General features: G+C 57.1%; 21 protein-coding genes. 9 read left to right on the plus strand and 12 right to left on the minus strand.

What is annotated here, in order from left to right; all coding sequences use genetic code 11:
* Positions 1 to 9: 9 nt before the first annotated feature.
* The 3 genes from HCU74_RS18680 to HCU74_RS18690 all read right to left on the minus strand — a co-directional run bounded on the left by HCU74_RS18680 (position 10) and on the right by HCU74_RS18690 (position 3415).
* Positions 10 to 966, minus strand: a complete 957-nt coding sequence (locus HCU74_RS18680) for an AAA family ATPase (protein ID WP_168451956.1) — start codon at positions 964 to 966, stop codon at positions 10 to 12.
* A 69-nt stretch (positions 967 to 1035) separates the two neighbouring features.
* Entirely contained in the window at positions 1036 to 2454 is a 1419-nt protein-coding gene (locus tag HCU74_RS18685) for a wax ester/triacylglycerol synthase family O-acyltransferase (protein ID WP_168451957.1), read from the minus strand.
* Between the two features lie 94 nt (positions 2455 to 2548).
* Positions 2549 to 3415 (minus strand): putative RNA methyltransferase, encoded by an 867-nt coding sequence (locus tag HCU74_RS18690; RefSeq protein ID WP_168451958.1) that lies wholly within the window; start codon positions 3413 to 3415, stop codon positions 2549 to 2551.
* A gap of 259 nt (positions 3416 to 3674) precedes the next feature.
* Between HCU74_RS18690 and HCU74_RS18695 the strand changes: the two genes are divergently transcribed.
* The 3 genes from HCU74_RS18695 (at position 3675) to HCU74_RS18705 (ending at position 5576) form a co-directional block, all read left to right on the plus strand.
* Positions 3675 to 4634, plus strand: a complete 960-nt coding sequence (locus tag HCU74_RS18695; RefSeq protein ID WP_168451959.1) for an OmpA family protein — start codon at positions 3675 to 3677, stop codon at positions 4632 to 4634.
* 223 nt (positions 4635 to 4857) lie between these two features.
* The gene (merC, locus tag HCU74_RS18700; RefSeq protein WP_345889716.1) at positions 4858 to 5376 is read left to right on the plus strand and encodes an organomercurial transporter MerC; all 519 of its coding nucleotides are present in this window, start codon (positions 4858 to 4860) and stop codon (positions 5374 to 5376) included.
* A complete protein-coding gene (locus HCU74_RS18705; RefSeq protein ID WP_168451960.1) occupies positions 5364 to 5576 on the plus strand; it encodes a GDCCVxC domain-containing (seleno)protein in 213 nt (70 codons plus the stop codon). Before merC ends, HCU74_RS18705 begins: the two co-directional genes overlap by 13 nt.
* Before the next feature lie 15 nt (positions 5577 to 5591).
* On the opposite strand, the gene HCU74_RS18710 is transcribed toward HCU74_RS18705, so the two are convergent.
* On the minus strand, positions 5592 to 7061 hold the full coding sequence (locus HCU74_RS18710) for an AAA family ATPase (RefSeq protein ID WP_168451961.1): 1470 nt from the start codon (positions 7059 to 7061) through the stop codon (positions 5592 to 5594).
* A 244-nt stretch (positions 7062 to 7305) separates the two neighbouring features.
* Between HCU74_RS18710 and HCU74_RS18715 the strand changes: the two genes are divergently transcribed.
* Positions 7306 to 9630, plus strand: a complete 2325-nt coding sequence (locus HCU74_RS18715; protein ID WP_168451962.1) for a DUF6351 family protein — start codon at positions 7306 to 7308, stop codon at positions 9628 to 9630.
* Positions 9631 to 9635: 5 nt separating this feature from the next.
* Here HCU74_RS18715 and HCU74_RS18720 read toward each other — a convergent pair whose 3' ends face one another.
* From HCU74_RS18720 to HCU74_RS18750, 7 genes are all read right to left on the minus strand, one after another.
* Positions 9636 to 9977: a hypothetical protein gene (locus tag HCU74_RS18720; protein WP_168451963.1), complete on the minus strand. Its 342-nt coding sequence runs from the start codon at positions 9975 to 9977 to the stop codon at positions 9636 to 9638.
* A 79-nt stretch (positions 9978 to 10056) separates the two neighbouring features.
* Positions 10057 to 11847 (minus strand): ABCB family ABC transporter ATP-binding protein/permease, encoded by a 1791-nt coding sequence (locus tag HCU74_RS18725; protein ID WP_168451964.1) that lies wholly within the window; start codon positions 11845 to 11847, stop codon positions 10057 to 10059.
* Positions 11848 to 12180, minus strand: coding sequence for a DUF3301 domain-containing protein (locus HCU74_RS18730; protein WP_168451965.1), 333 nt, complete (start codon positions 12178 to 12180; stop codon positions 11848 to 11850).
* Positions 12181 to 12218: 38 nt separating this feature from the next.
* A complete protein-coding gene (locus tag HCU74_RS18735) occupies positions 12219 to 12518 on the minus strand; it encodes a hypothetical protein (protein WP_168451966.1) in 300 nt (99 codons plus the stop codon).
* A gap of 1 nt (position 12519) precedes the next feature.
* A complete protein-coding gene (locus tag HCU74_RS18740) occupies positions 12520 to 12897 on the minus strand; it encodes a PH domain-containing protein (protein ID WP_246864723.1) in 378 nt (125 codons plus the stop codon).
* A gap of 69 nt (positions 12898 to 12966) precedes the next feature.
* Entirely contained in the window at positions 12967 to 13443 is a 477-nt protein-coding gene (locus tag HCU74_RS18745; protein WP_168451967.1) for an acyl-CoA thioesterase, read from the minus strand.
* A gap of 309 nt (positions 13444 to 13752) precedes the next feature.
* Entirely contained in the window at positions 13753 to 14673 is a 921-nt protein-coding gene (locus HCU74_RS18750; RefSeq protein WP_345889717.1) for a histone deacetylase family protein, read from the minus strand.
* Between the two features lie 263 nt (positions 14674 to 14936).
* Between HCU74_RS18750 and HCU74_RS18755 the strand changes: the two genes are divergently transcribed.
* The 5 genes from HCU74_RS18755 (at position 14937) to HCU74_RS18775 (ending at position 19002) form a co-directional block, all read left to right on the plus strand.
* A complete protein-coding gene (locus tag HCU74_RS18755) occupies positions 14937 to 15866 on the plus strand; it encodes a M23 family metallopeptidase (RefSeq protein WP_168451968.1) in 930 nt (309 codons plus the stop codon).
* Positions 15824 to 16246 carry a polymer-forming cytoskeletal protein gene (locus HCU74_RS18760; RefSeq protein WP_168451969.1) on the plus strand — a complete coding sequence of 141 codons (423 nt, stop codon included), beginning with the start codon at positions 15824 to 15826 and terminating at the stop codon, positions 16244 to 16246. The genes HCU74_RS18755 and HCU74_RS18760 overlap by 43 nt, the downstream gene beginning before the upstream one ends.
* 53 nt (positions 16247 to 16299) lie before the next feature.
* The gene (locus HCU74_RS18765; RefSeq protein ID WP_168451970.1) at positions 16300 to 16854 is read left to right on the plus strand and encodes a PhnA domain-containing protein; all 555 of its coding nucleotides are present in this window, start codon (positions 16300 to 16302) and stop codon (positions 16852 to 16854) included.
* A 50-nt stretch (positions 16855 to 16904) separates the two neighbouring features.
* Entirely contained in the window at positions 16905 to 17261 is a 357-nt protein-coding gene (locus tag HCU74_RS18770; protein ID WP_168451971.1) for a hypothetical protein, read from the plus strand.
* A 286-nt stretch (positions 17262 to 17547) separates the two neighbouring features.
* Entirely contained in the window at positions 17548 to 19002 is a 1455-nt protein-coding gene (locus tag HCU74_RS18775; protein ID WP_168451972.1) for a flavin-containing monooxygenase, read from the plus strand.
* A 78-nt stretch (positions 19003 to 19080) separates the two neighbouring features.
* Here the strand turns inward: HCU74_RS18775 and HCU74_RS18780 are convergent, their stop codons facing one another.
* Positions 19081 to 20127 carry a DUF4382 domain-containing protein gene (locus HCU74_RS18780; protein WP_168451973.1) on the minus strand — a complete coding sequence of 349 codons (1047 nt, stop codon included), beginning with the start codon at positions 20125 to 20127 and terminating at the stop codon, positions 19081 to 19083.
* Positions 20128 to 20144: the final 17 nt, after the last annotated feature.

Here is a 20144-nt window from a genome sequence, read left to right on the forward strand (position 1 = left end):
GGCCCCGCCCTATGCGACGGGAACAACGCTGAGCAGGCGGTCGACGGCCGTGTCTTTCGCTACGCCATCGGCTTCGGCGTTGAAACTGAGAATCAGGCGGTGGCGCAATACATCGTGGGCAATGGCCTGAACATCGTCGGGGCTGACGAAGTCCCGCCCGTTAAGCCAGGCGTAGGCGCGGGCGCAGCGGTCGAGGGCGATAGTGGCCCGGGGACTGGCACCGACGTCGATCCATTCCGCCAGCTCGGCGTCGAGCTGGCCAGGGGCGCGGCTGGCAACCACCAGTTGCACCAGATATTGCTCGACTGGCTCAGCCATATGCAGGCTTAGAATCTGACGGCGTGCGGCAAACAAGCTGTGCTGACTGATTTCCGGTGGAGTGCTTTGCTCGCCCTGGTCCTCGGCGCGCACCGCGCGCAGAATACTCAGTTCGGCAGCCGCGTCGGGGTAACCAACATTTACATGCATTAGAAAACGGTCGAGCTGTGCCTCGGGAAGGGGGTAAGTGCCTTCCTGCTCGAGGGGGTTCTGGGTCGCCATCACCAGAAACAGCTCCGGCAAACGGTAGGTATTGCCGCCCACACTCACCTGACCTTCGGCCATGGCTTCAAGCAGCGCCGATTGCACCTTGGCGGGGGCGCGGTTGATTTCGTCGGCCAGCAGCAGGTTGTGGAATATCGGCCCCTGCTGGAAATCGAAGCTGCCGGTTTCAGGGCGATAGATATCGCTGCCGGTGACATCGCCGGGGAGGAGGTCGGGGGTGAATTGAATGCGCTGGAAGCTGCCTTCCACCGCGTCGGAAAGGGTTTTGATAGCCTTGGTCTTGGCCAGCCCAGGGGCACCTTCCACCAGCAGGTGGCCGTTGGCCAGTAGGGCAATGAGCAGGCGATTAATCAGGTTTTCCTGGCCGATAATCTGTGTATTCAGCCAATCTCGCAATTGGCCGATGGCCTGGTGTTCAGTCATCGGGTCGTCCCTTAATCGAATTTATAATAGACAAGCTGCTGTCAGAGGTTGGGCTTGTGTGGGCAAATTTCAAGATCCTGGTGGCAGCGCAGCGCGTTTCAGCTCGTCATAAGACTGCTGTAGACAACGCTCGTAACGTTTTGGTTCAGTCAGGCTGCGGGGTGAGCTGAGTGCGCTGATACTCATGGTTTTTTCATAATTATTGGCAACGTGAAACAGTCCGATATGGTCCATCAGGATACCTAAACCCATCATATCAACCAAGCGGTGATGGCTGAGGTACATGGGCACCGGTGGCCCGGGTACATTGCTCACGATGGTGTGTATCGGGCTGGGCACGCCGCCGGGCCAATGGGCCAGCGCCGACAGGGTGCTGAGCAGCAACTTCTCTACACCCACCGGGACATTGTCAATGAGTTCGCCCAGACTGCGCTTGCCGAGTATTTCGCTGCTTGCCCGGGCCGATTTCGCGGCATCGCGCACCGCTTGCAAGCGTTGCAGTGGGTCGGCGATATCGCTGCGAGTGCTGGCAAGCATCAGACTGATGGCATTGCCCGCCGCGGCGTCATCCTTGTTGCGCACGTTCATTGGAATCAGGGCATTTAACGGTTCGCTGCCCAGTTGGTCGGTTTCGATCAAATACTGGCGCAGTGCGCCACCGACGATACAGAGAATAACGTGGTTAACCGTAGTGCTGGGCAACACCCGGCGCAGGGCGCGGATCTCGTCCATATTGAACGACACCCGGCTGATCTGGCGCTGATGGCAAATGCGACCACTGAACGGGGAGCGCTGCCAGTTGATATCCGGTTGATGGCTTGGATCAAGTCTGGTCTGCTTTAATTTTCGCAAGCGGGGAATCACATGGCTGGCCTGGGCGACAAATCGCACAGGCTTTTCCACACTGCGACGCCAGTAGCGTTTGGCCAGCTCCAGAGGTTGGGGCGAAATCTCTGGCTGCCAGTCATCGATGACGGGGTCGAAACCGCCGGGGGTGCGTCCATTGACGGCGGCGAGAATATTGGCGCCGGAGACACCGTCCATGGCGGCATGGTGCACTTTTACATACAGGGCAAAGCTGTTGCGGGGGTAGCCCTGCTTCGGGCCAAGGCCGTCGATCAGGTGGGCTTTCCACAGGGGCTGGCCCATGTCCAGCGGCTCAGCGTGCAGTGCGGCGATTCGGGCGAGCAATTCGTCTCGGTCGCCCGTACACGGGGGCTCCTGATGGAGGTGGCGATCGAGCTGGAAGTCGGCGTCTTCTATCCAGCAGGGGCGGTCCATCTGGTAAGGCAGTTCGACCAGCTTGCGGCGGAAAATCGGTGACAGGGGGAGCCGGTCAGCAAACAACTGGCGAATTTCGCCGAACAGCCCATCTATGTGGGTGGGGTTGTTGGTGCGTTGGTAAACCAGCATCGCGCCGATGTGCATTGGCGCGTGGGGGCGTTCGTGGTGGACGAAAAAGGTGTCTATACCATTGAGTTGCTGCATGTAGTGCCCCGACAGTGTGTTTTATTGTTGGCAGTGTCTTGCTTGGGCCTGCGCGGGTGTAGGCGGTTCCCGCGCTATTGGTTAATCCAATAGTTTACGGGGTCGCGATGACGGTTTTCTGATACACCCGCAGGGTGACATCCACACTCACTTCAGGTGCGCGCAGTGCCAGCGCCCGTTCCCGTGCGGCGGCGGTCGCACGGAAGTAGTGGGGTGTCATTTGCAACAGCTGTGCCAGCGTGTCGGCGGGCAGCGGTCGGGTACGAAAGGTCAGTCGTTGCTCCGCGACTTTGCGGCCTATCTGCTCCTCTGCGAGGTCTCCGCCGCTGGAGGCTTTGCTGCTGACCTCATCATAGAGGGCGCGACGAAGCTCAATCAGGTGGTCGGGGCCGCTGTCGATCATCAGTAGATGGGCGCCGGGTTTCAGCAGTCGAGCGAATTCGCTGAATACCGGAAAACCAAACAAACACAGGAGCAGGTCCTGGCTGGCGTCGGCTAAAGGTACGGCGCGATTGCTGGCAACAATGCCGGTAAAACCACGGTCGCGCTGCATGGCGCTGCGTACCGCCCATTTGGATATATCCAGCGCGCAGGCTTGAATCTGCCGCCGAGGATGGTCGAGCGCGCGGCACAGCTCAGCGAGGTAGTAGCCCTCTCCGCAGCCGGCGTCGAGTATTCGCAAGGCTTGTTGCGGTGGTATGGCCGTATTGGCCCAATGGACAATAGCGTCGGCAATAGCGCGATAGGCCCCGCCATTGAGAAAGTCGCGCCGCGCATCCACCATTTCACGGCTGTCGCCGGGGTCCAGGGATTTCTTGTTCTGTACGGGCAGCAGGTTTACATAGCCCTGCCGGGCAATATCAAAGCTGTGGCCACTCGGGCAGCGCCACTGACGCTCGGTTTGCTGCATGGGGTGTTGGTCAATGGGGCAGCGCAAATTGTCGCAGGGCTGCAAGGGCATGGCGAATTCCAATTCAGATTAGGGGCGAGTGACACGCCTGCCATTGTAACGGAAACCCTGGGCAAGCAGGGCCGGCATGTGACCGATGGTTATCCTCATATGATGAAGGTTGATTTAGCCTCAATCCGGGGCATTTTTCCGCACAGATGTTGTGCGTGCGGATTGCAGAGCATGTCGCTCAAGATAGGCACACTCCTTGCAATTTCCTTTGTGTCTTCGCGCTGTTCTGGCGTGGGACTTTCTTCAACAACGGCCATTTATGGCTGAATTAACGAACTCCGCATGGTGCTGTGGCGAACCGGTGCAAGGCTTGTCTGCACGGTTGGCCCACGGCAGTCATTCGGTGATCGGGGGGCATATGAGAAAATCAGGTTTTGCTTTAATCATCAGTTTTACCACGCTGCTTGCCAGCACCCTGGCGTTTGCTGAAAGCGCCACCTGTCGACCACCCAGCGACGGGCAACCGCTCTCGCTGAGCGGCTGTCAGCAGGGTGATACCCTGGTCTTGCGGGAAATTCACTTTGAAACCGACTCGGCGCAACTGCGTGCCGATTCCATTAATTTTCTAAATCAGCTGGTGTATGAGCTGCGCAATAATCCCACCGTGAAGGTGGAGATCCAGGGGCACACCGACTCCGTGGGGTCTTCGCTGTATAACCTGACGCTGTCGCAAAACCGCGCGGCGTCGGTAAAGTCCTATCTGGTTGGCGCCGGGGTGAATCCCGCCCAGCTGGTGCCCAGGGGCTATGGCTTTAATATACCCATTGCGGATAACGCCACCTCCCAGGGACGCGCGCTGAACCGCCGGGTGGAAATGAAACTGGTCGGTACTGTGGTGCTGGCACCGGAACAACGCCCGGCGCCGCTTACCGAGCCTCTGGACGTGTATATCTCAACCTTTCACGCCAAGCCTCAGGTACTGACGGTGCCTGCGGGTTCACGAGTAAAATGGACCAACTACGACGAAATTTCCCATGATATTACCTTTAATGGGGTGATGGGCTCGCGTATCTGGACCAGTCCGTGGTTGGGCAACACCTATACTCATACCTTTGAGCAACCGGGTGAGTACCACTATCGCTGCAGCGTACATAAAGACGTGAACGGTAAAATTGTAGTGAAACCCCGTCTGGACGAGGTGCAAGTGACGATGTCACCCGCCTATCCCGGACAGACCACCTCGTCCTACGAGGCTCGACAAAGCACTAAAAAGCTCTAGACAGCTTGTCGCGACAGGCTGCACACCAAGGCGCGTTCTGGCAACAGGCGCGCCTTTTTTTGCGCAACATTGGCGTCACAAGAATGCCCAGCGGGCGGATAAATAATACGGCACATGCGCAAGAGTAGTGCGACATAGCGGCAATTGAATCAGGTGTGAAGAGTTCTGGCTTGCCCCACGGTGGCCCCTCTGGCTGTTAATAATCGGGGCATCGGTGAGAGTTGTGGCAGTCCGCGGATTGGCTCTGTGCAGTATGCCGGTGTTTGGGATGGTGTTTTATCGTCGGGTTTTGCTTGACTCTGAAGCCTGCACAAGGGTTTACGCTGCCATTTTGATGGGGGAATTGATCGTGAGATTACTCGGCGCGGCAGAAAAATCAGGGGGGCTTGGTGTGCTGGTCAGTGCGCTGGGTTGTGCGGGCTGCTTTCCTGCGCTGGGTTCGCTTGGGGCGGCACTGGGTCTGGGGTTTTTGGCGCGCTATGAGGGGCTGTTCATCAATACCTTGCTGCCAATGTTCGCGCTGATCTCTCTGGTGCTGAATCTTGTCGGCTGGTTAAATCATGGTGCTTTATACCGAGGGTTGATGTCGGTAGCAGGGCCGGTTGCGGTGTTATTGGCCCTGTATCCGCTCTGGGAATTTTCATGGAGCACGTCACTATTCTATGGCGGGTTGGTATTGATGCTTGTCGTTGCTATTGTCGATATTTTCAAACCCGCACAGGTGGCAACATGTCGTCGATAATTCTCGAATCGGACATCACCTGTCCCGCCTGTGGCTACAAAAAACGGGAGCAGATGCCGGTCGACGCCTGCCAGTGGTTTTACGACTGCGAGTCCTGTCATCGCTTGCTGAGACCTCTGGCAGGTGACTGCTGTGTGTTCTGCTCCTATGGCTCGGTAAAGTGCCCGCCAGTTCAGCAGGGGAGTGCTTGCTGTTCCTGAGGTGATCTGCGTTGCTTAATCGGCCGCCACAGCCCGGCTTTGGCACCAGTGACGCAGTGCGGCCAGCTGCTCACTCATGGTGATGGATAGCGGCACGGTGTTGCCTATTTCGCCAATAATATGGGCGCTGCTCAGCGACTCCTCCCTCGCGCGGGCGGTATAGCCAGCTGATACCACCGCCTGCTCAATTTCAGCACCGGTAAAGCCCTCGGCGGCCTGGGCCAGGGCCGGTAGGTCAAAGCTGTTGGCGTCGTGTTCACGCTTTGCCAGGTGAATGCGGAAGATATCTTCGCGAACAGCCTGTGAGGGAAGGTCAACGAAAAATATTTCGTCGAGTCGGCCTTTGCGGATCAGTTCCGGCGGCAGGCGCTGAATATCATTGGCGGTTGCAACCATAAATACCGGTTTGCGCTGCTCGGCCATCCAGGTGAGCAGGGTGCCGAGTACCCGGCGGGCGGTGCCGCCGTCGTTGTCATCGGCGACAATACCTTTCTCTATTTCGTCGATCCACAGTACGCAGGGCGACATGGTTTCAGCCAGTTTCAGTGCGTCGCGGACATTGCGCTCGGATTCGCCAAAGAACTTGTTGAACATGGCGCCCATGTCCATGCGCAGCAATGGCAGCCCCCACAATCCGGCAACAGCCTTGGCGGCAAGGCTTTTGCCTCCGCCCTGGACGCCCACCAGCATAATGCCCTTCGGAGAGTCCTTCGCGCTGCTTTGAAAGGCCTGTTCCCGCTTGCCTAGCCAGTCGCGCAGGCGGCTGAGGCCGCCGACGTTGGCGAAGTTCTCGGTGTCGTATTCAAAACTGAGTACGCCGTCCATATCCAGCAATTCAAATTTGGCTTTATTAACCACCTGAATATCCGAGTGGGTAATGGCGCCGTCGTGAAAAATCGCGCCTCGGGCCAATTTGCGGGCGTCTTCCAGTGGCAGGCCGCGTAGATTGCTGACCAGCTTGTTCAGGGCGTCTCGGTCGGTGCGTACTTTGCGCCCCTTGGCCTTGGCGAATTCCTGGGCCTCGCGGTGTACCGCCGCGAGCAGTTTGTGATCCTCGGGCATAGACAGGGAAAACCGCGCGCTGAAACGTTTGAATTCAGCGGGAATGGTCAGGGCATGGCTGATGAAAATCAGCCGCTTGCCGGAGCTTTCCGCCGACATGGCGATTTCTTTAATCAGCCGAATATTGAGCGGCTCGCCTTGCAGGTAGGGATGAAAGTCGCACAGCGCATAGAGCCCCGCTTCATTGCCGCTGCGGATATGACGCAATGCCACCTCGGGGGCAGCGGTGTGAGGCAGCTTGGCGGTGTTGTCGTAATCGGCGCGCTGGATGCCCTCAGTGGCCGACCAGGCGTATACCGGCAGCGCCAGCTGGATGCCGATTTTGCTCAGCAGAGCGAGGGCGCGCTGCTCTTCCCAGCTCTCGATGACAATGATGGGGATGCGCGACTCGATTATCAGACGAAGGTCGTGGGTGTTATTCATCGGCTGGCCTGGGCGTCCTTGTAGTGATTGCGTCGTTGTGACGTAACGATGACGTGGTTATGGGCAGGTGGTCGCCCGGCACCATTATGCCAATTTCGTCAGCGTGTGGGGCGGTATATTGCCGAGGGTGGTCGGGGAATGTGACGGTCTATACATGTAAGTTGACACTGAAAACTACTGCGATACAGTGAGCATCGAGAGAATTATAAGAAGTCAGGCGCGGTTGGCGTCAGGGAGAATGTCTGTGAAGTTATACGTTCTAATGTCTTTGCTGGTAATGGCTATGGCAGCTTGCGGTGGCAGTTCACCCAGTGGTGGGGTATCGGCTCCCGCGCCAGAAGGCGGCGAAGTGCCTCGCGGCGATGCAACGATCAAGGTGTTGTCGAATCGGCCCGATTTATTGTCGGGCGGCGATGTGTTGCTGGAGGTTCGCCTGGCGACTGCCGAGGCCAAAGACCAGCTGATTTTGCGGCGCAATGGCGAGGATGTGACGTCTGGTCTTGAGGCGGACCCCAATGACCCGCTGCGTCTGTTGGCACTGGTGGACGGCTTGAGTGTTGGCGAAAACACCCTCAGTGCCAATATTGGCAATAGCCTCACGGTCACCAATCACCCCGCAGGCGGCCCGGTGTTTACCGGTCCGCACATTCAGCCCTGGCAGTGTCAGGACGGGGCTGTGGATGAGCTGTGCCACCAGCCGGTGGAATACCGCTGGCTGTACAAGTCGAGCAATTCGTCGCAGCCCGGCTTGCAGCCCTACGACCCTGAAAACCCGCCGAATGATGTGGCAATGACTACCACCGACGGCGGTGAAAGCCTGCCTTTTATTGTGCGCCAGGAAATTGGCTATCAGGCTCGGGATCAATACGTTATTTTCACCCTGCACAAACTTGACGAAGCGTGGACGCCGGCCCAGCCCCAATCCCAGTGGAATCGACGGTTGCTGGTGACCCATGGCGGCAACTGCCGAGCGAACTACGACACCAGCTCCGCACGCACCGATGACTATGCCGGAACCATTCCCGGCAACCCGGCCATCGAACAGTCTTATATAACGGCCCTGAGCCTGGGTTGGTCGGTGCTGTCCACGGCCCAATTGAATCTTGGTCACAACTGTAATCTGAGCTATCAGGCGGAGTCGCTGATGATGGCCAAGGAGCGCTTTGTCGAACAATACGGAGAGTTGCGCTACACGGTGGGCACCGGGTGTTCCGGCGGGGCGATTACCCAGAATATGATCGCCAATGCCTACCCGGGTTTGTATCAGGGTTTATTGACCACCTGTACATACCCGGACGTGATGAGCACGGCTACTCAGTTTGCCGACTACCACATGCTGTTGCGCTATTTCCGCACCAGTACCGAAAGTGTGCAGAATCCCCAGAACCCCGATCAGTTGTTTGTTGCCCGCGATGGCACCTCGTACACGGTGAGCCAGCAGAATGAAATCTACGGCCACGTCAACGGCATCGTCAATGCGTCGCTGGCTGACACGGCGCTGTTTGCCGAGGCGGTTCAGCCAGCTTCCGAGTGCGGCGGCGTCAGCGCCGAGGAGCGCTTTCATCAAACCGACAATCCGACCGGTGTGCGCTGTGATGTGCTCACCTTTATGGAAAACATGATCGGCGAGCGCGAGCGCTTTCCTGCAGAGGATCCCCGCGACCGTTGGTCGCAGTTGGAGAAAGATCTGGGTTATGCCTTTGCCGGCTTTCCCCTTGGAAACGAGGGTGTTCAGTATGGCCTGATTCCCCTGCGGGAAGGATTGATAACCCCGGCGCAGTTTGTTGCCCTGAATACCGGTATCGGTGGCCTTGATCCCAGCCTGAATGTGACCACAGAGCGCTTGAAAGCGGATTATCCAGCGCTGCCCAATGCCTATCGCACCGGCATACTGAACACCATTGTTAATATGGACACCGTGCCGATTATCAATATGACTGGCCCCGATCCGGGGGCGGCCCACGACAGTGTGCACGGATACTGGGTGCGCTGGCGGCTGGAACGGGAATTTGGGCACCGGGATAATTTCGTACACTGGGGCGGCCCTACGGCACTGATTGGCGACCCCAATTTTATGAATGAGTCGCTGTTGGCGATGGCTGAGTGGCTGGATGCCATTGAATCAGATACCAGTGATACACCTTTGGCGCAAAAAGTGATCGCTAACAAACCCGCTACCGTTCAGGACCGCTGCGGCGATGCCGAAGGCGAAATGTGCTCTGAAGAAGCGATGATGGTGTATGGCACTCCGCGCACCCAGGCGGGTGACGACAGGTTTGGCGATCAGGTGCAGTGTCAGCTGCGCCCCTTTAGTCGCAACGACGATTACGGGCTGGGTAACCTGGTATGGCAGGAGGCCGACTGGCAGCGGTTGGAACAAACCTTTGCCACAGGGGTATGTGACTGGTCAAAGCGGCCACAGGCCTGGCAGCCCACCATAACCTGGTTGAAATACCACGACGACAAGGGCGATATGATTACCGGTGGTGAGCAGATGTCACCCGCGGCGTTTCCCGCGGGCTGGGCCAGCCCCGCGTTTGCCAAAACCTGGGAGCCGGGCTGGCAGTAAGCCTGTTACTGCTCGAACTGACGGATGACCTCAGCGGACTCCGGGCGCACTGTCAGGGTGCCGCTGACATCCACCACTGGCAGGTTATAGCGTTTGGTGGAAATGCCTGCCGCGTACATTTTGCCGTGGAGTTTGCTCGCGGTAGCGGTGTCCTCCAGGTTGTTGTAATTAAAGGCAATATTGGCCTTCTTCAGGTCAGTAATCATTCGTTGGGTATACCAGCAGGTGTCCGTGCCGTACACCGAGATATAGGGCTTGTCGAATTCCGGTTCAATACTGCCCTGCTGGGCCAGAGCGGGTTGTAAACCCAGTAGCAAAAGTGCCGCCAGTGCGATGAGCTTGTTCATGTTGCGCCTCGTCGATAAATGAATGACTTGTGTGTGATGCCGCGGTGCGGCTTGCCTGTTGCCTCTACCGCGCGTCGTATCAATCGTTGTCGTGCCGTTGCTGCACAGCCCACAGGTGGGCATAGTGTCCTCTTGCTGCGAGCAGATCTTCGTGTCGCCCCTGTTCGACAACTCTGCCTTCGTCCAATACCAGAATAGCGTCAGCATCGACGATCGTCGACAAGCGATGGGCTATGACCAACATGCTGTGATTGCGGGAAATGTCGCGGATGGCGTCGAGTATGGCACGCTCCGAACTGCTGTCGAGGGAGGATGTGGCCTCATCGAAGACGATTATGGGCGCGTCCTTGAGAATCGCACGGGCGATGGCAACCCGCTGTTTTTCGCCGCCAGACAGCTTCAGGCCGCGCTCACCCACCAGGGTGTCTGCACCTTTCGGCAGGCTGGCAATAAAACCGTCGAGGTGGGCCATGCGGATGGCCTTGTCAACTTCCCCGTCAGTGGCGGCGGGACGACCGTAGCGAATATTGTCGCGAATACTCTGGTTGAACAACACTGTGTCCTGGGGAACGATGCCGAGACAGGCCCGCAGTGAGTGCTGGCTAACCTGACTGATGTCCTGATCGTCTATTAAAATTCGGCCACCACTGGTGTCGTAAAAGCGGAACAGCAGCTTGAGAATCGTGGACTTGCCCGCGCCGCTGCTGCCGACGATGGCGAGCTTGTGTCGGGGCGGCAGAGTAAAACTGACATCCCTGAGTATGGCGCGGTCGTCGGTGTAGTTGAAGCGCACTTGGTCGAAGCGCAATTCGCCCTTGCTTACCTTGAGGTCGGGGGCGCTATCGCGGTCGCGGACTCGGGGTTGCTGGCGCAACAGGGCAAACATGGCTTCGATGTTGGCCATCGAGCCCTTCATTTCCCGGTAGACAAAACCGAGAAAATTCAGCGGCATAAAAATCTGCATCATAAAGGCATTGATGAGAACAAAGTCGCCGATGCTCATCTCGCCGCCGAGGGTATGTTTGGCGGCGAGCATCATTGCTGCGGTGAGGGCGGTAGCAATGATAAGCGCTTGCCCGGCGTTCAGGGCAAACAGGCTCAGGCGATTCTGGCGTCGCGCCTGTTCCCAGTTTTCCAGTTCACTGTCGTAGGCCTGGGCTTCGTACTGCTCATTGCCAAAATATTTAACCGTTTCAAAATTCAGCAGACTGTCTACCGCGCGACTGCTGCTGCGAGATTCGGCGGCGTTGGCCCGGCGGATAAAGCCGGTGCGCCACTCGGTGGCCCACACTGAAAACGCGACATAGCTGACTACTGCGACAAGCACGATCAGTGCGTAATAAACACTGTATTGCCAGCCCAGTAGTACCACCACCATGCCGATTTCAATAAAGGTGGGCACGATATTAAACACCATAAATCTCAGCAGAAAGCTGATGCCGTTGGTGCCCCGTTCAATATCCCGGGACAGCCCCCCGGTGCGTCGGTTCAGGTGGAACTCCAGGTCCAGTGTGTGCAAATGCTTGAACACGGTCAGGCCAATACTGCGCATGGCGCGTTCGGTCACGCGACCAAAAATCGTGTCGCGCAATTCGCCAAACAGCACGTTGGCAAAGCGCAGGCCACCGTAGGCCAGCAGCAGGGCAACTGGCACCAGAGTCAGACTGTTGGTGCCACTGGTGTCGAGAAAATCGACGATGTGTTTCAGTGCGAAGGGGAGACCGACGCTGGCTACCTTCGCCGCAACCAGACATAGCAGGGCGAGCAATATGCGCGGCAGATGGTTGCGTAGATAAGGCGTCAGCTCACGCAGGGTGGCCCAGCTGACAGGCTGGTTTTCATCGTAGTTACTGTGGCCGTGTCCCCGCATTCAGTGCAGTCTCTCGTCGGGCAGGCGGTAGGCCTGAAGGTGGATGGATTCGGTGTATTGGCCAAGCAGAATAATGCGGCCCTGGTAGCGCTCGTCGCCCAGTGAACTGAACTCGAAGTGATAGCGTCGCCAGAATTTCAGCTCGCCCTGTGGATTGCGCTTTAGCCACAGGGCGCGCAGGGCGACATTGTCGTCGAGCAGTTGCAGGCCTTGATTTTTCAGGTGATGACGTACGGCGATCAGCGCTCGCTCGCGAGCGCCAAGGCTGCTCCAGGTTAATAGCAGGGCGGCAAACACCAATAAAAGCAGCAGGAGGTCACTGAGTTCCAGCACGGCAGAGGTCTCGCGGAAAAAGGGTTAACCGGGGTGGACTAGAAAATCCACGCGAGCATCAGCCAGAAGATAAGGAAAAAGCTGAAAAATCCGCCGAGGATAAATTGCAGTTCACCCAGCAGACCGTCGCCCGCCGCTACGGCAAAGACGACCAGGGTAATCACCGTCACAAAGAAAGAGATGACGGCGGCATCACGCATTCCCAAGCCGGGGGCGAAATGGGTGTCGATAAAGCCGCTGAGCAGGGGCATCGTCAAGGCCACTGCCAGCCCCAGCAATACCAGCAAGGCGGCAACAACCGCCAGCATCTTCAGGCTTTTTTGCTGGTCTTCGGTCATTTCAACCCTCGGCCTGTGAGGATTTTACCAAATCGCGAAACACTTCGGGTCGCGGCATGCCGCTAACCTGAACTTCGGCGGTGTCGCCAGCGGTATAAATCGCCAGGGTGCCAACCCCGAAGATGCGGTTCATAAAGGACTGGCTGATTTTAACGGTACGGATGCCGGAGACATTCAGTTCGGTGCGATCCTTGCTGAGCAGGCCCTGCTCGAGAATCACCTCGTTGTCGTTAATTTCCAGCTTGGTGGCCTTGCACTTCATATACCAGTACAAAAGAATCAGAATGCCGATGCCCACGGCACAGAGTAAGACGCAAAGAATGAAGCTAAAGGGCTTGTTGCGGAACATGGCGGGATGTTCAGAATAGGCTTGGCTCAACGTCAGTCTCTCTTTATATCGGAAGTTTTTGTCATTCTACACACAAAACCGCATTCGCGGCACCGCGAGTCACTTTGCCAGGCTGATGCTGGGGGAGGGGATGACCGCGGCGCCGTAGCAGTGTTTGAATTCCTCCGGCATACGCCGAGCGCGACCGCTGCTGAGTTTTATGCTCACCAGTTGCCACTTGGCCCGTAGCAGGGTGTGCCCATCCCGGTGGCGGACAAGCTGGAAGCGGCGCTCCATTGTCAGGCGATTATCGCAGGCTGTGAGCCACGTGCCCATGATGCAGGGCTCGCCGAGGTAGGTGGCACCAATGTAGTCATATTCGGCATGGCGGATAACCATTGCAGCGTCCAACTCCCGGTAATGGTCGAGGTTTAGGCCCAGTGCGACGGAGTGCGCCCAGCCGACCTGTTGGCACCAGTTCACATACACAGAATTGTTGGTGTGTCCCAAACCATCGATATCTTTCTCTTCGACAATCAGGGCCTGACAGAAGGGGGTGGGTAAGTCCCACTGGAAATCGAAATTATCGGGCTGCATGGCTCGCCTTTAGCGTGTGAAGATCGGGGCGGATCGGGTATTGCCGTGGCGGCTATTATCCCGACTCTGTCACTCATCGCAAACCGGCTCTGGTTCGCCAGCAGGGCTGGCTCCTACAGGGGTTGGTATTCTAGTGCGGGCGCTCCGGTGTGTTTTAGTAGAAGCTTGCCCCGCAAGCGAACGGTGACTGTTTTCTGATACCTAACTATGTTGAGCTCGCCAGCAGGGTTGGTTCCTACAGGGGTGGTATTCCAGTGCGGGCGCTCCGGTGCGTTGTTTTGTGGGAGCTTGCCCTGCAAGCGAATGGTTTCACCCGAGCCGAGCAAAACACCGCTGGGCTTCTTCCACCACGATACTGTGCCGAGCGACCAGCGCCGGGCGGTCGTCGTCGTAGCCACCACCGATGACGGTGGCCACCGGGATGGTGCGGCGTGTACAAGTCTCCAGCACCAGACGATCCCGTTGTCGAAGTCCGGCGAGGCTGATATTGAGCAAGCCCAGCGGGTCGCCCTGGTAGATATCGACCCCGGCGTCGTACAGTACAATATCGGGTTTCACCTGATCGAGACAGTGGTTCAGGGTGCGTTCGACAATCTCCAGGTATTCGTCATCGCCACAGCCTTTAGTGACTTCTACATCCAGGTCGCTGGTGGCCTTGTTTGCGGGGAAGTTCTTGTCGCAATGAATGGAGCAGGTAAATGCCTCGGGGGTTTCGGCGAGAATAGTTGCAGTGCCATCCCCCTGGTGCACGTCGCAATCAAAAATCAACACACGTTGCACGCGACCCTGGTTGAGCAGGCCGAGTGCTGCAACGGCGAGGTCATTAAAGGCGCAAAAGCCCGAGCCGAAGTCCCGGTGGGCGTGGTGGGTGCCCCCGGCAAGGTGGCAGGCGATGCCGTGGCGCAGTGCGAGCTGGGCGGTAAGCAGGGTGCCGTTGGGGGCGACCCAGCTGCGCTTTATCAAGCCTTCACTCCAGGGGAGGCCCAACCGGCGCAGCGCCTTGGTGTCGAGGGAATTGTGGGTGAATGCGTCGATATAGTGCGGACAATGGGCCAGAGACATCAGTTCTACCCGAGCTCTCCCGGGGCGGAATAGATTGGAGCGGTGTAAAATTCCCTTTTGACTCAGTAGTTCACTGAGAAGGGCGAACTTCTCCATGGGAAAGCGATGCTTGCTGGCGAAGGGGAAGCTGTACTCCGGGTGGCTGACCAGAGGAACGTAATGGCTCACGTAACGGGCACCCTTAAGTGACCCAGCGCACAAAATGGGCAGGGTGTTGAGTGAAATTTAATCACTTTCCGGTATATTCCCAGGTTGCGTAATTTTAATAAGTAATTGTACCTAGGGTGTTTCGTCTCGCAATCTTTGTGTAACATCCCCTTCTTTATACGCTAAGGCCCTAATTTTATTGGGGATAGTGCAGCATTAGCGGGCGTTGGCGGCATAGTTTCTGCATTGCCAGCCCCATGAAAAAGGCGAAAACAGGTTGCAGTATGCGCGATCAGTATCGAATCACAATAACCAGTTTTGAGGGTTCGCACCACTATACCCTCACCCAATTAATGCGACGCTTCCTCGCGGCCACCGCAGCAGTGCTGGGTGTACTGTTTGTTGGCGGTTTTATTTCCATCTATTTCCTCTCCTCTGAGTTGTACAGCCTTAAAAAGTTCCAGGATCAGATAAAAAACGAGAATATCGCACTGCTGGCTGAGCAAGAGCGCCTGCAGGCCTCGGTCGAGGAGAAAGCAGCGGCACTGTCGGTAATGGGTGAAGAGCTGGACTCTATCGAGTTAATGATGGGCTTGAAACCCGGTGCAGAAGACGAACTTTACGAGCGCCTCGATACCGCGAGTCAGACGGTACAGGAAAAGCGCTACATGCTCACTTCGATCCCAAGTGGTTATCCGCTGGAAGAAACCAAGGTCACCAGCTTTTTCGGTATGCGCAAGCACCCGGTGCTGGGCAAGATGAAGCTCCATGGCGGTGCGGATCTGCGCGCGTCGATTGGTACACCGGTCTTTGCTACTGCAGATGGTGTGGTTGAATGGGCGGGCATGCATGAGAGCGGCTTGGGGCGAATGGTCAAACTCAGCCACAATTTTGGATTTTCTACGGTATACGGCCACCTTGATAAAACCACGATTTCAGTGGGTGACTATGTCCGTCAAGGTGATGTGATTGGCTACAGCGGTAATACCGGTTTATCCAGCGCCCCGCACCTGCATTACGAGGTGAGGCACTTGCATCGGCGCCTGGCTCCCAGAGCGTTTATGGAATGGTCCTTGGAAAATTACGACGTGTTGTTTACGAAGGAAGAGAGGATTAAATGGGATTCACTGGCAAAGGCGTTAAAAAAGCAGATGGCACTCCCCGAACGACGGTGGTCGCAGCTGGCACCAGCCTTACCGGCGACGTCGAGCTGAAGGATAATTTTCACCTCGACGGCAAAATGGAAGGCAAACTGAAATCTGAGGGTGATGTTGCAATTGGTCGCAGCGGTCGCCTCAGTGGCGAAATCAGCGCCAAGCAGGTGTTGGTCAGCGGCGTGTTCGACGGCAAGATCGATGCCGACCGCCTGGAAATTGTCGCGTCGGGGCAGGTGAGCGGCGAAATCAATGTGCGCGAGCTGGTGATTGAGTCCGGTGGCCAGTTTATCGGTGCGAGCCAGGTGAAAAAGCACGATACCCCGCCGATGCTGAAACCGGTTGATCAGTCCGGCGATGCCGGTACCGGCGAAGCAAGTAGTTCTGTTAAAACGACTGCCAGTGCGAGCAACAAAACAGGGTCGTCAGTCGCTAGCTGAACAGCCTCCGCCTCGGCGCGCTGAGGTATAGTGTGCAGATTTTTGAGGGTGATATGGCGCTGAATACAGTTTTGCATCAACGGAGTGGCGGTCTGTGTGAGTTGTGTGCCGGGAGTGACGGCCTCAGCGCGTACCCGGTGGAATGTGCGGGTGACAGTGTCGCGCTGTGCCAAATCTGCACCGACCAGCTTGCCGACGGCAGCGAATTGCAGGTGTCCCATTGGCATTGCCTGAATCAAAGCGTCTGGAGCAGTGAACCCGTTGTACAGGTGCTGTCCTGTCGAGTATTGCGCCGCCTTTCGGCGGAACCCTGGGCGCAGCAGTTACTTGAAACCGTCTACCTTGACGACGAAGTTCGAGCACTGGTCACTGCCGACGCGACAGGCGAGCAGGAAGAGCCAACTCGCGACAGTAATGGCGCGGTGCTACAGGCCGGTGATACCGTCACTCTGATCAAGGATCTGGATGTGAAGGGTACAGGCTTTACCGCGAAGCGCGGCACCGCAGTGCGTAATATATCGCTCAGTGAAAATCCGTTGCATATAGAAGGTCGGGTGAACGGCACCCGTATCGTCATTATCAGTAAATTTGTTAAACGTGCGGGCTGAGGGACCTTTGGTCCTGGTCTGCAGTTGAGATGTAATTGGGAGGACATCATATGGACTTGATAAAAGCCTGTCCCCTGAGGTTTACGGCGGCAGTGCTGGCGGTGTCTCTGTTATCTATTCCCCCGGCCAGAGCAGCCTGCGAGAGCCCGCGCGAACCCGCGATTCCAAGTGGAGCATCGGCCTCATCGGAAGATATGGTCGGTGCACAACGGAATGTCCAGGCCTACCTTGAGCATGCACAAACCTATTTGACCTGCCTTAAAAAGCGCGAAGCGGCGCTAGGTGACGGCATCAGCGATGCCCAGCAGGAAATGCTGATGAAGCGATATATCGATACCGTAGAGGTAATGGAGACGGTGTCGAAAAGATTCAATCGTGAAATGCGGGTATTTAAAAAAGCCTCATAGCACCTTCGGTGCTCCCCACCATAAAGGGTCAAGCAGCGGGCGGCTGAAAGTCATTGATGGGGCTCAGCGAATCGGCTGCGACTCCCTCACATTGGCCCGCTCGCGTGTTCAGGCATTCATTACGCAAACTGTGAGGACAACAGCCGCGGTAGATGGTGCTGGCGTCATTGCGTACAGATTATGGCGCGTTTTGCCTAGCCCCCGAGGGGTATTCGGGTAAGGATTGTGAGTGGCAGGGTGCTATGGTGCCCCGTAGACATTCACATAAAAATTGCGAAGTTGACCCATGTCCCAGCAGGTTATTCACACCCGCACGTTGATTGTCGGCAGTGGCTTCTCCGGCCTGGCGATGGCGATTGCCCTGAAAAAAGCCGGTGACGATGACTTTATTATTCTTGAAAAGGCTCGGGAGGTCGGCGGCACCTGGCGGGAGAATCACTACCCAGGGGCGGAATGTGATGTCGCCTCGGCGCTGTATTGCTATTCCTTTGAGCCAAACCCAGAGTGGCGCTACAAATGGTCGGAGCAGCCGCAGATATTTTCTTACCTTAAGCAGGTCGCCCAAAAATACGATATTTATCGACATGTTCAATTCGAACGGAACCTGATAGAAGCGCACTATGGTGGTGATGCTGGGTACTGGCGCTTGCGTTGTGCCGATGGCAGTGTGTATCACAGCCAGTTCTGGGTGTCGGCGGTGGGGCAGTTGCATCGGCCAATGATCCCGGAAATACCCGGTAAACAGGCTTTTCGCGGTGCACAGTTCCACTCTGCAGAGTGGGATCACAGCGTCGATTTGCGTGACAAGCGGGTTGCCGTTATCGGTAATGCCGCCTCGGCGGTGCAGTTTATTCCGCAGATTGCGCCCCTGGTGAAGCAGCTGACCGTGCTGCAACGCAGCGCGAACTGGGTGTTGCCGAAGCTGGATCGCCCTTACCGGGAGTGGGAGAAGGCGCTATCGCGGCGACTGCCAATCGCCGCAAAGTTTTATCGACTGCTGTTGTGGTTACGCAGCGAGGTCCTGCTGTTTCCGCTGATGGCAGGTAACCCGCTGTTACAGTGGTGGGCGAAAACGATGAATCGGCGTTATCTGCGCCGACATATTGACGACCCGGAACTTCGGCGCAAGCTCACCCCGGACTACCCCGTTGGTGCCAAACGGGTATTGTTCTCCGATGACTACTACCCTGCTTTGGCAAGGGGCAATACTCAGCTGGTGGATACGCCTGTGCGGCGCCTCAACGAGGAAGGCATCGAGCTGGAGTCTGGAGAACAACTTGATGTTGATGTGCTGATCTACGGCACTGGCTTTCGCACCAATCCCTTTCTGGCAGGCATTGATGTTCGTGCCGAGGATAACTCCTCTCTGGCGGATAAGTGGCGCGGAGGCGCCGAGGCGTATCTGGGAGTAGCCTGCGCCGGAGTGCCCAATTTTTTTATGATGTATGGCCCGAATACCAACCTCGGGCACAACTCCATTGTGTTGATGGCTGAGAGCCAGGCGCGTTATATCGCGGCATTAATGGCGCGTACGAAAACCACAATTGAAGTGGATGCTCAGGCGCAGCAGGATTACAACCGGGAAATACAGCGCCGCCTGCAGCGGATGGTGTGGAACCGTGTCGCCGATAGCTGGTACCGGGATGGCGGCAAAATCACTAACAACTGGCCAGGCCGCTGTGCGGAATATGCCCGCCGGACACGCAGGCCGAATTGGCGCCATTTCCGTTTCGGTAGCTAGGGTTTGGTAAGAATAAAGGGGCCGACTCTGCAGGGTCGGCCCCTTGTGCTGGTAGTATCCAGACGAGGGTGCTTTGCCTCAGCCGCCCGTACCGGCGTCAGCTTCTGCGCCGCCGCTGATTTCGCTGGGTTCTTCGCTGAAGTCGGCATTCGTGGTGGCGTCAGCGACAACATTTACCGCTATGGTTTCCGTAAAGGCGATATCATCGTCACTTTCAGGGGCGTCGTTCGGTGCTTCGCAACTGTACGAAACACTGTAGTTCCCCGCGCTGACAAAGCCGATATCGTAGCCGTAACTGCCGTCCTCGCGTTGTTTTACTTCGGCAGTGGTAATCGGGCGCGGCCCTGTAGTGCTGTCGTCCACTTCATCGCTGCCGGCGGCGATGCCCGGGTCGTAGACGTCGTCGGGGGTTTGTTCGGCGGTGACCAGGTCGCCCTCGTACAGATAGACTGCGCCGAAGCCAGAATAAATGGCGCAGGCGGGGTGGTTGACCACGGTGCCGTCCACGTTACCGGTGATCGCTCCCACCTGCTGATTGTCTACCAGCCGCAGGGCCGGACGAAGCAAGTAGTAATCGGCGTTGGCGGGCTTGACCAGGCCTTTGCGCAGCACGAAATCGATCGTGAAATCGCTCTCGCCGCCCGCAGCAACGGTAAAGCCACTGGTCAGTTTCAGCGATTTCGGGTTGCCATTGCTGTTGCCATTCTGCTGGCCAGGAATAAACAGATCGGTTTCGTTGCCGATTTCGGGGGTTACCGTTGAATCGGGAAAGCCACCTTCAACATAGAGTCTTATCCAGTTGTACTCACCGGAGGGAACGGTGACGTCGCCCATGATTTCCTGAGAAGTGCTGCCGGTCAGCTCCAGCAGGTTTTCAATGGTGACCGGTGCGTCGAGGTCGATTTGAATAACGTCGCCATCTCGGGGCTTGAGGTCGATGCGGCTGAAGGTGACTTTGACGGCGTCGACATCATCCACCGGGGCGTCGGTGGCGAACAGACTGATTTTGCCGGGCTCCGGCTTGGCAGCAGGGCTTGAATTTGAGTCATCCCCGCATCCGTTCAGTAGAAGCAGGCCCCCACCTGCCAGCAATGCTGCGTAAAGTTTATCATTCAATTTTTTCATTATGGCCTCCGAGGTTT

It is taken from the genome of Spongiibacter thalassae (genome assembly GCF_012272835.1).
Lineage (GTDB): Bacteria > Pseudomonadota > Gammaproteobacteria > Pseudomonadales > Spongiibacteraceae > Spongiibacter > Spongiibacter thalassae.

What these genes read in the sequence shown, in the direction of transcription:
- HCU74_RS18720 (WP_168451963.1), bottom strand. Translation starts at nt 9,977, where the DNA reads ATGAACAAGCTCATCGCACTGGCGGCACTTTTGCTACTGGGTTTACAA.
- HCU74_RS18680 (WP_168451956.1), bottom strand. Translation starts at nt 966, where the DNA reads ATGACTGAACACCAGGCCATCGGCCAATTGCGAGATTGGCTGAATACA.
- HCU74_RS18775 (WP_168451972.1), top strand. Translation starts at nt 17,548, where the DNA reads ATGTCCCAGCAGGTTATTCACACCCGCACGTTGATTGTCGGCAGTGGC.
- HCU74_RS18770 (WP_168451971.1), top strand. Translation starts at nt 16,905, where the DNA reads ATGGACTTGATAAAAGCCTGTCCCCTGAGGTTTACGGCGGCAGTGCTG.
- HCU74_RS18745 (WP_168451967.1), bottom strand. Translation starts at nt 13,443, where the DNA reads ATGCAGCCCGATAATTTCGATTTCCAGTGGGACTTACCCACCCCCTTC.
- HCU74_RS18755 (WP_168451968.1), top strand. Translation starts at nt 14,937, where the DNA reads ATGCGCGATCAGTATCGAATCACAATAACCAGTTTTGAGGGTTCGCAC.
- HCU74_RS18695 (WP_168451959.1), top strand. Translation starts at nt 3,675, where the DNA reads ATGGCTGAATTAACGAACTCCGCATGGTGCTGTGGCGAACCGGTGCAA.
- HCU74_RS18725 (WP_168451964.1), bottom strand. Translation starts at nt 11,847, where the DNA reads ATGCGGGGACACGGCCACAGTAACTACGATGAAAACCAGCCTGTCAGC.
- HCU74_RS18705 (WP_168451960.1), top strand. Translation starts at nt 5,364, where the DNA reads ATGTCGTCGATAATTCTCGAATCGGACATCACCTGTCCCGCCTGTGGC.
- HCU74_RS18685 (WP_168451957.1), bottom strand. Translation starts at nt 2,454, where the DNA reads ATGCAGCAACTCAATGGTATAGACACCTTTTTCGTCCACCACGAACGC.
- HCU74_RS18780 (WP_168451973.1), bottom strand. Translation starts at nt 20,127, where the DNA reads ATGAAAAAATTGAATGATAAACTTTACGCAGCATTGCTGGCAGGTGGG.
- HCU74_RS18710 (WP_168451961.1), bottom strand. Translation starts at nt 7,061, where the DNA reads ATGAATAACACCCACGACCTTCGTCTGATAATCGAGTCGCGCATCCCC.
- HCU74_RS18765 (WP_168451970.1), top strand. Translation starts at nt 16,300, where the DNA reads ATGGCGCTGAATACAGTTTTGCATCAACGGAGTGGCGGTCTGTGTGAG.
- HCU74_RS18690 (WP_168451958.1), bottom strand. Translation starts at nt 3,415, where the DNA reads ATGCCCTTGCAGCCCTGCGACAATTTGCGCTGCCCCATTGACCAACAC.
- HCU74_RS18735 (WP_168451966.1), bottom strand. Translation starts at nt 12,518, where the DNA reads ATGACCGAAGACCAGCAAAAAAGCCTGAAGATGCTGGCGGTTGTTGCC.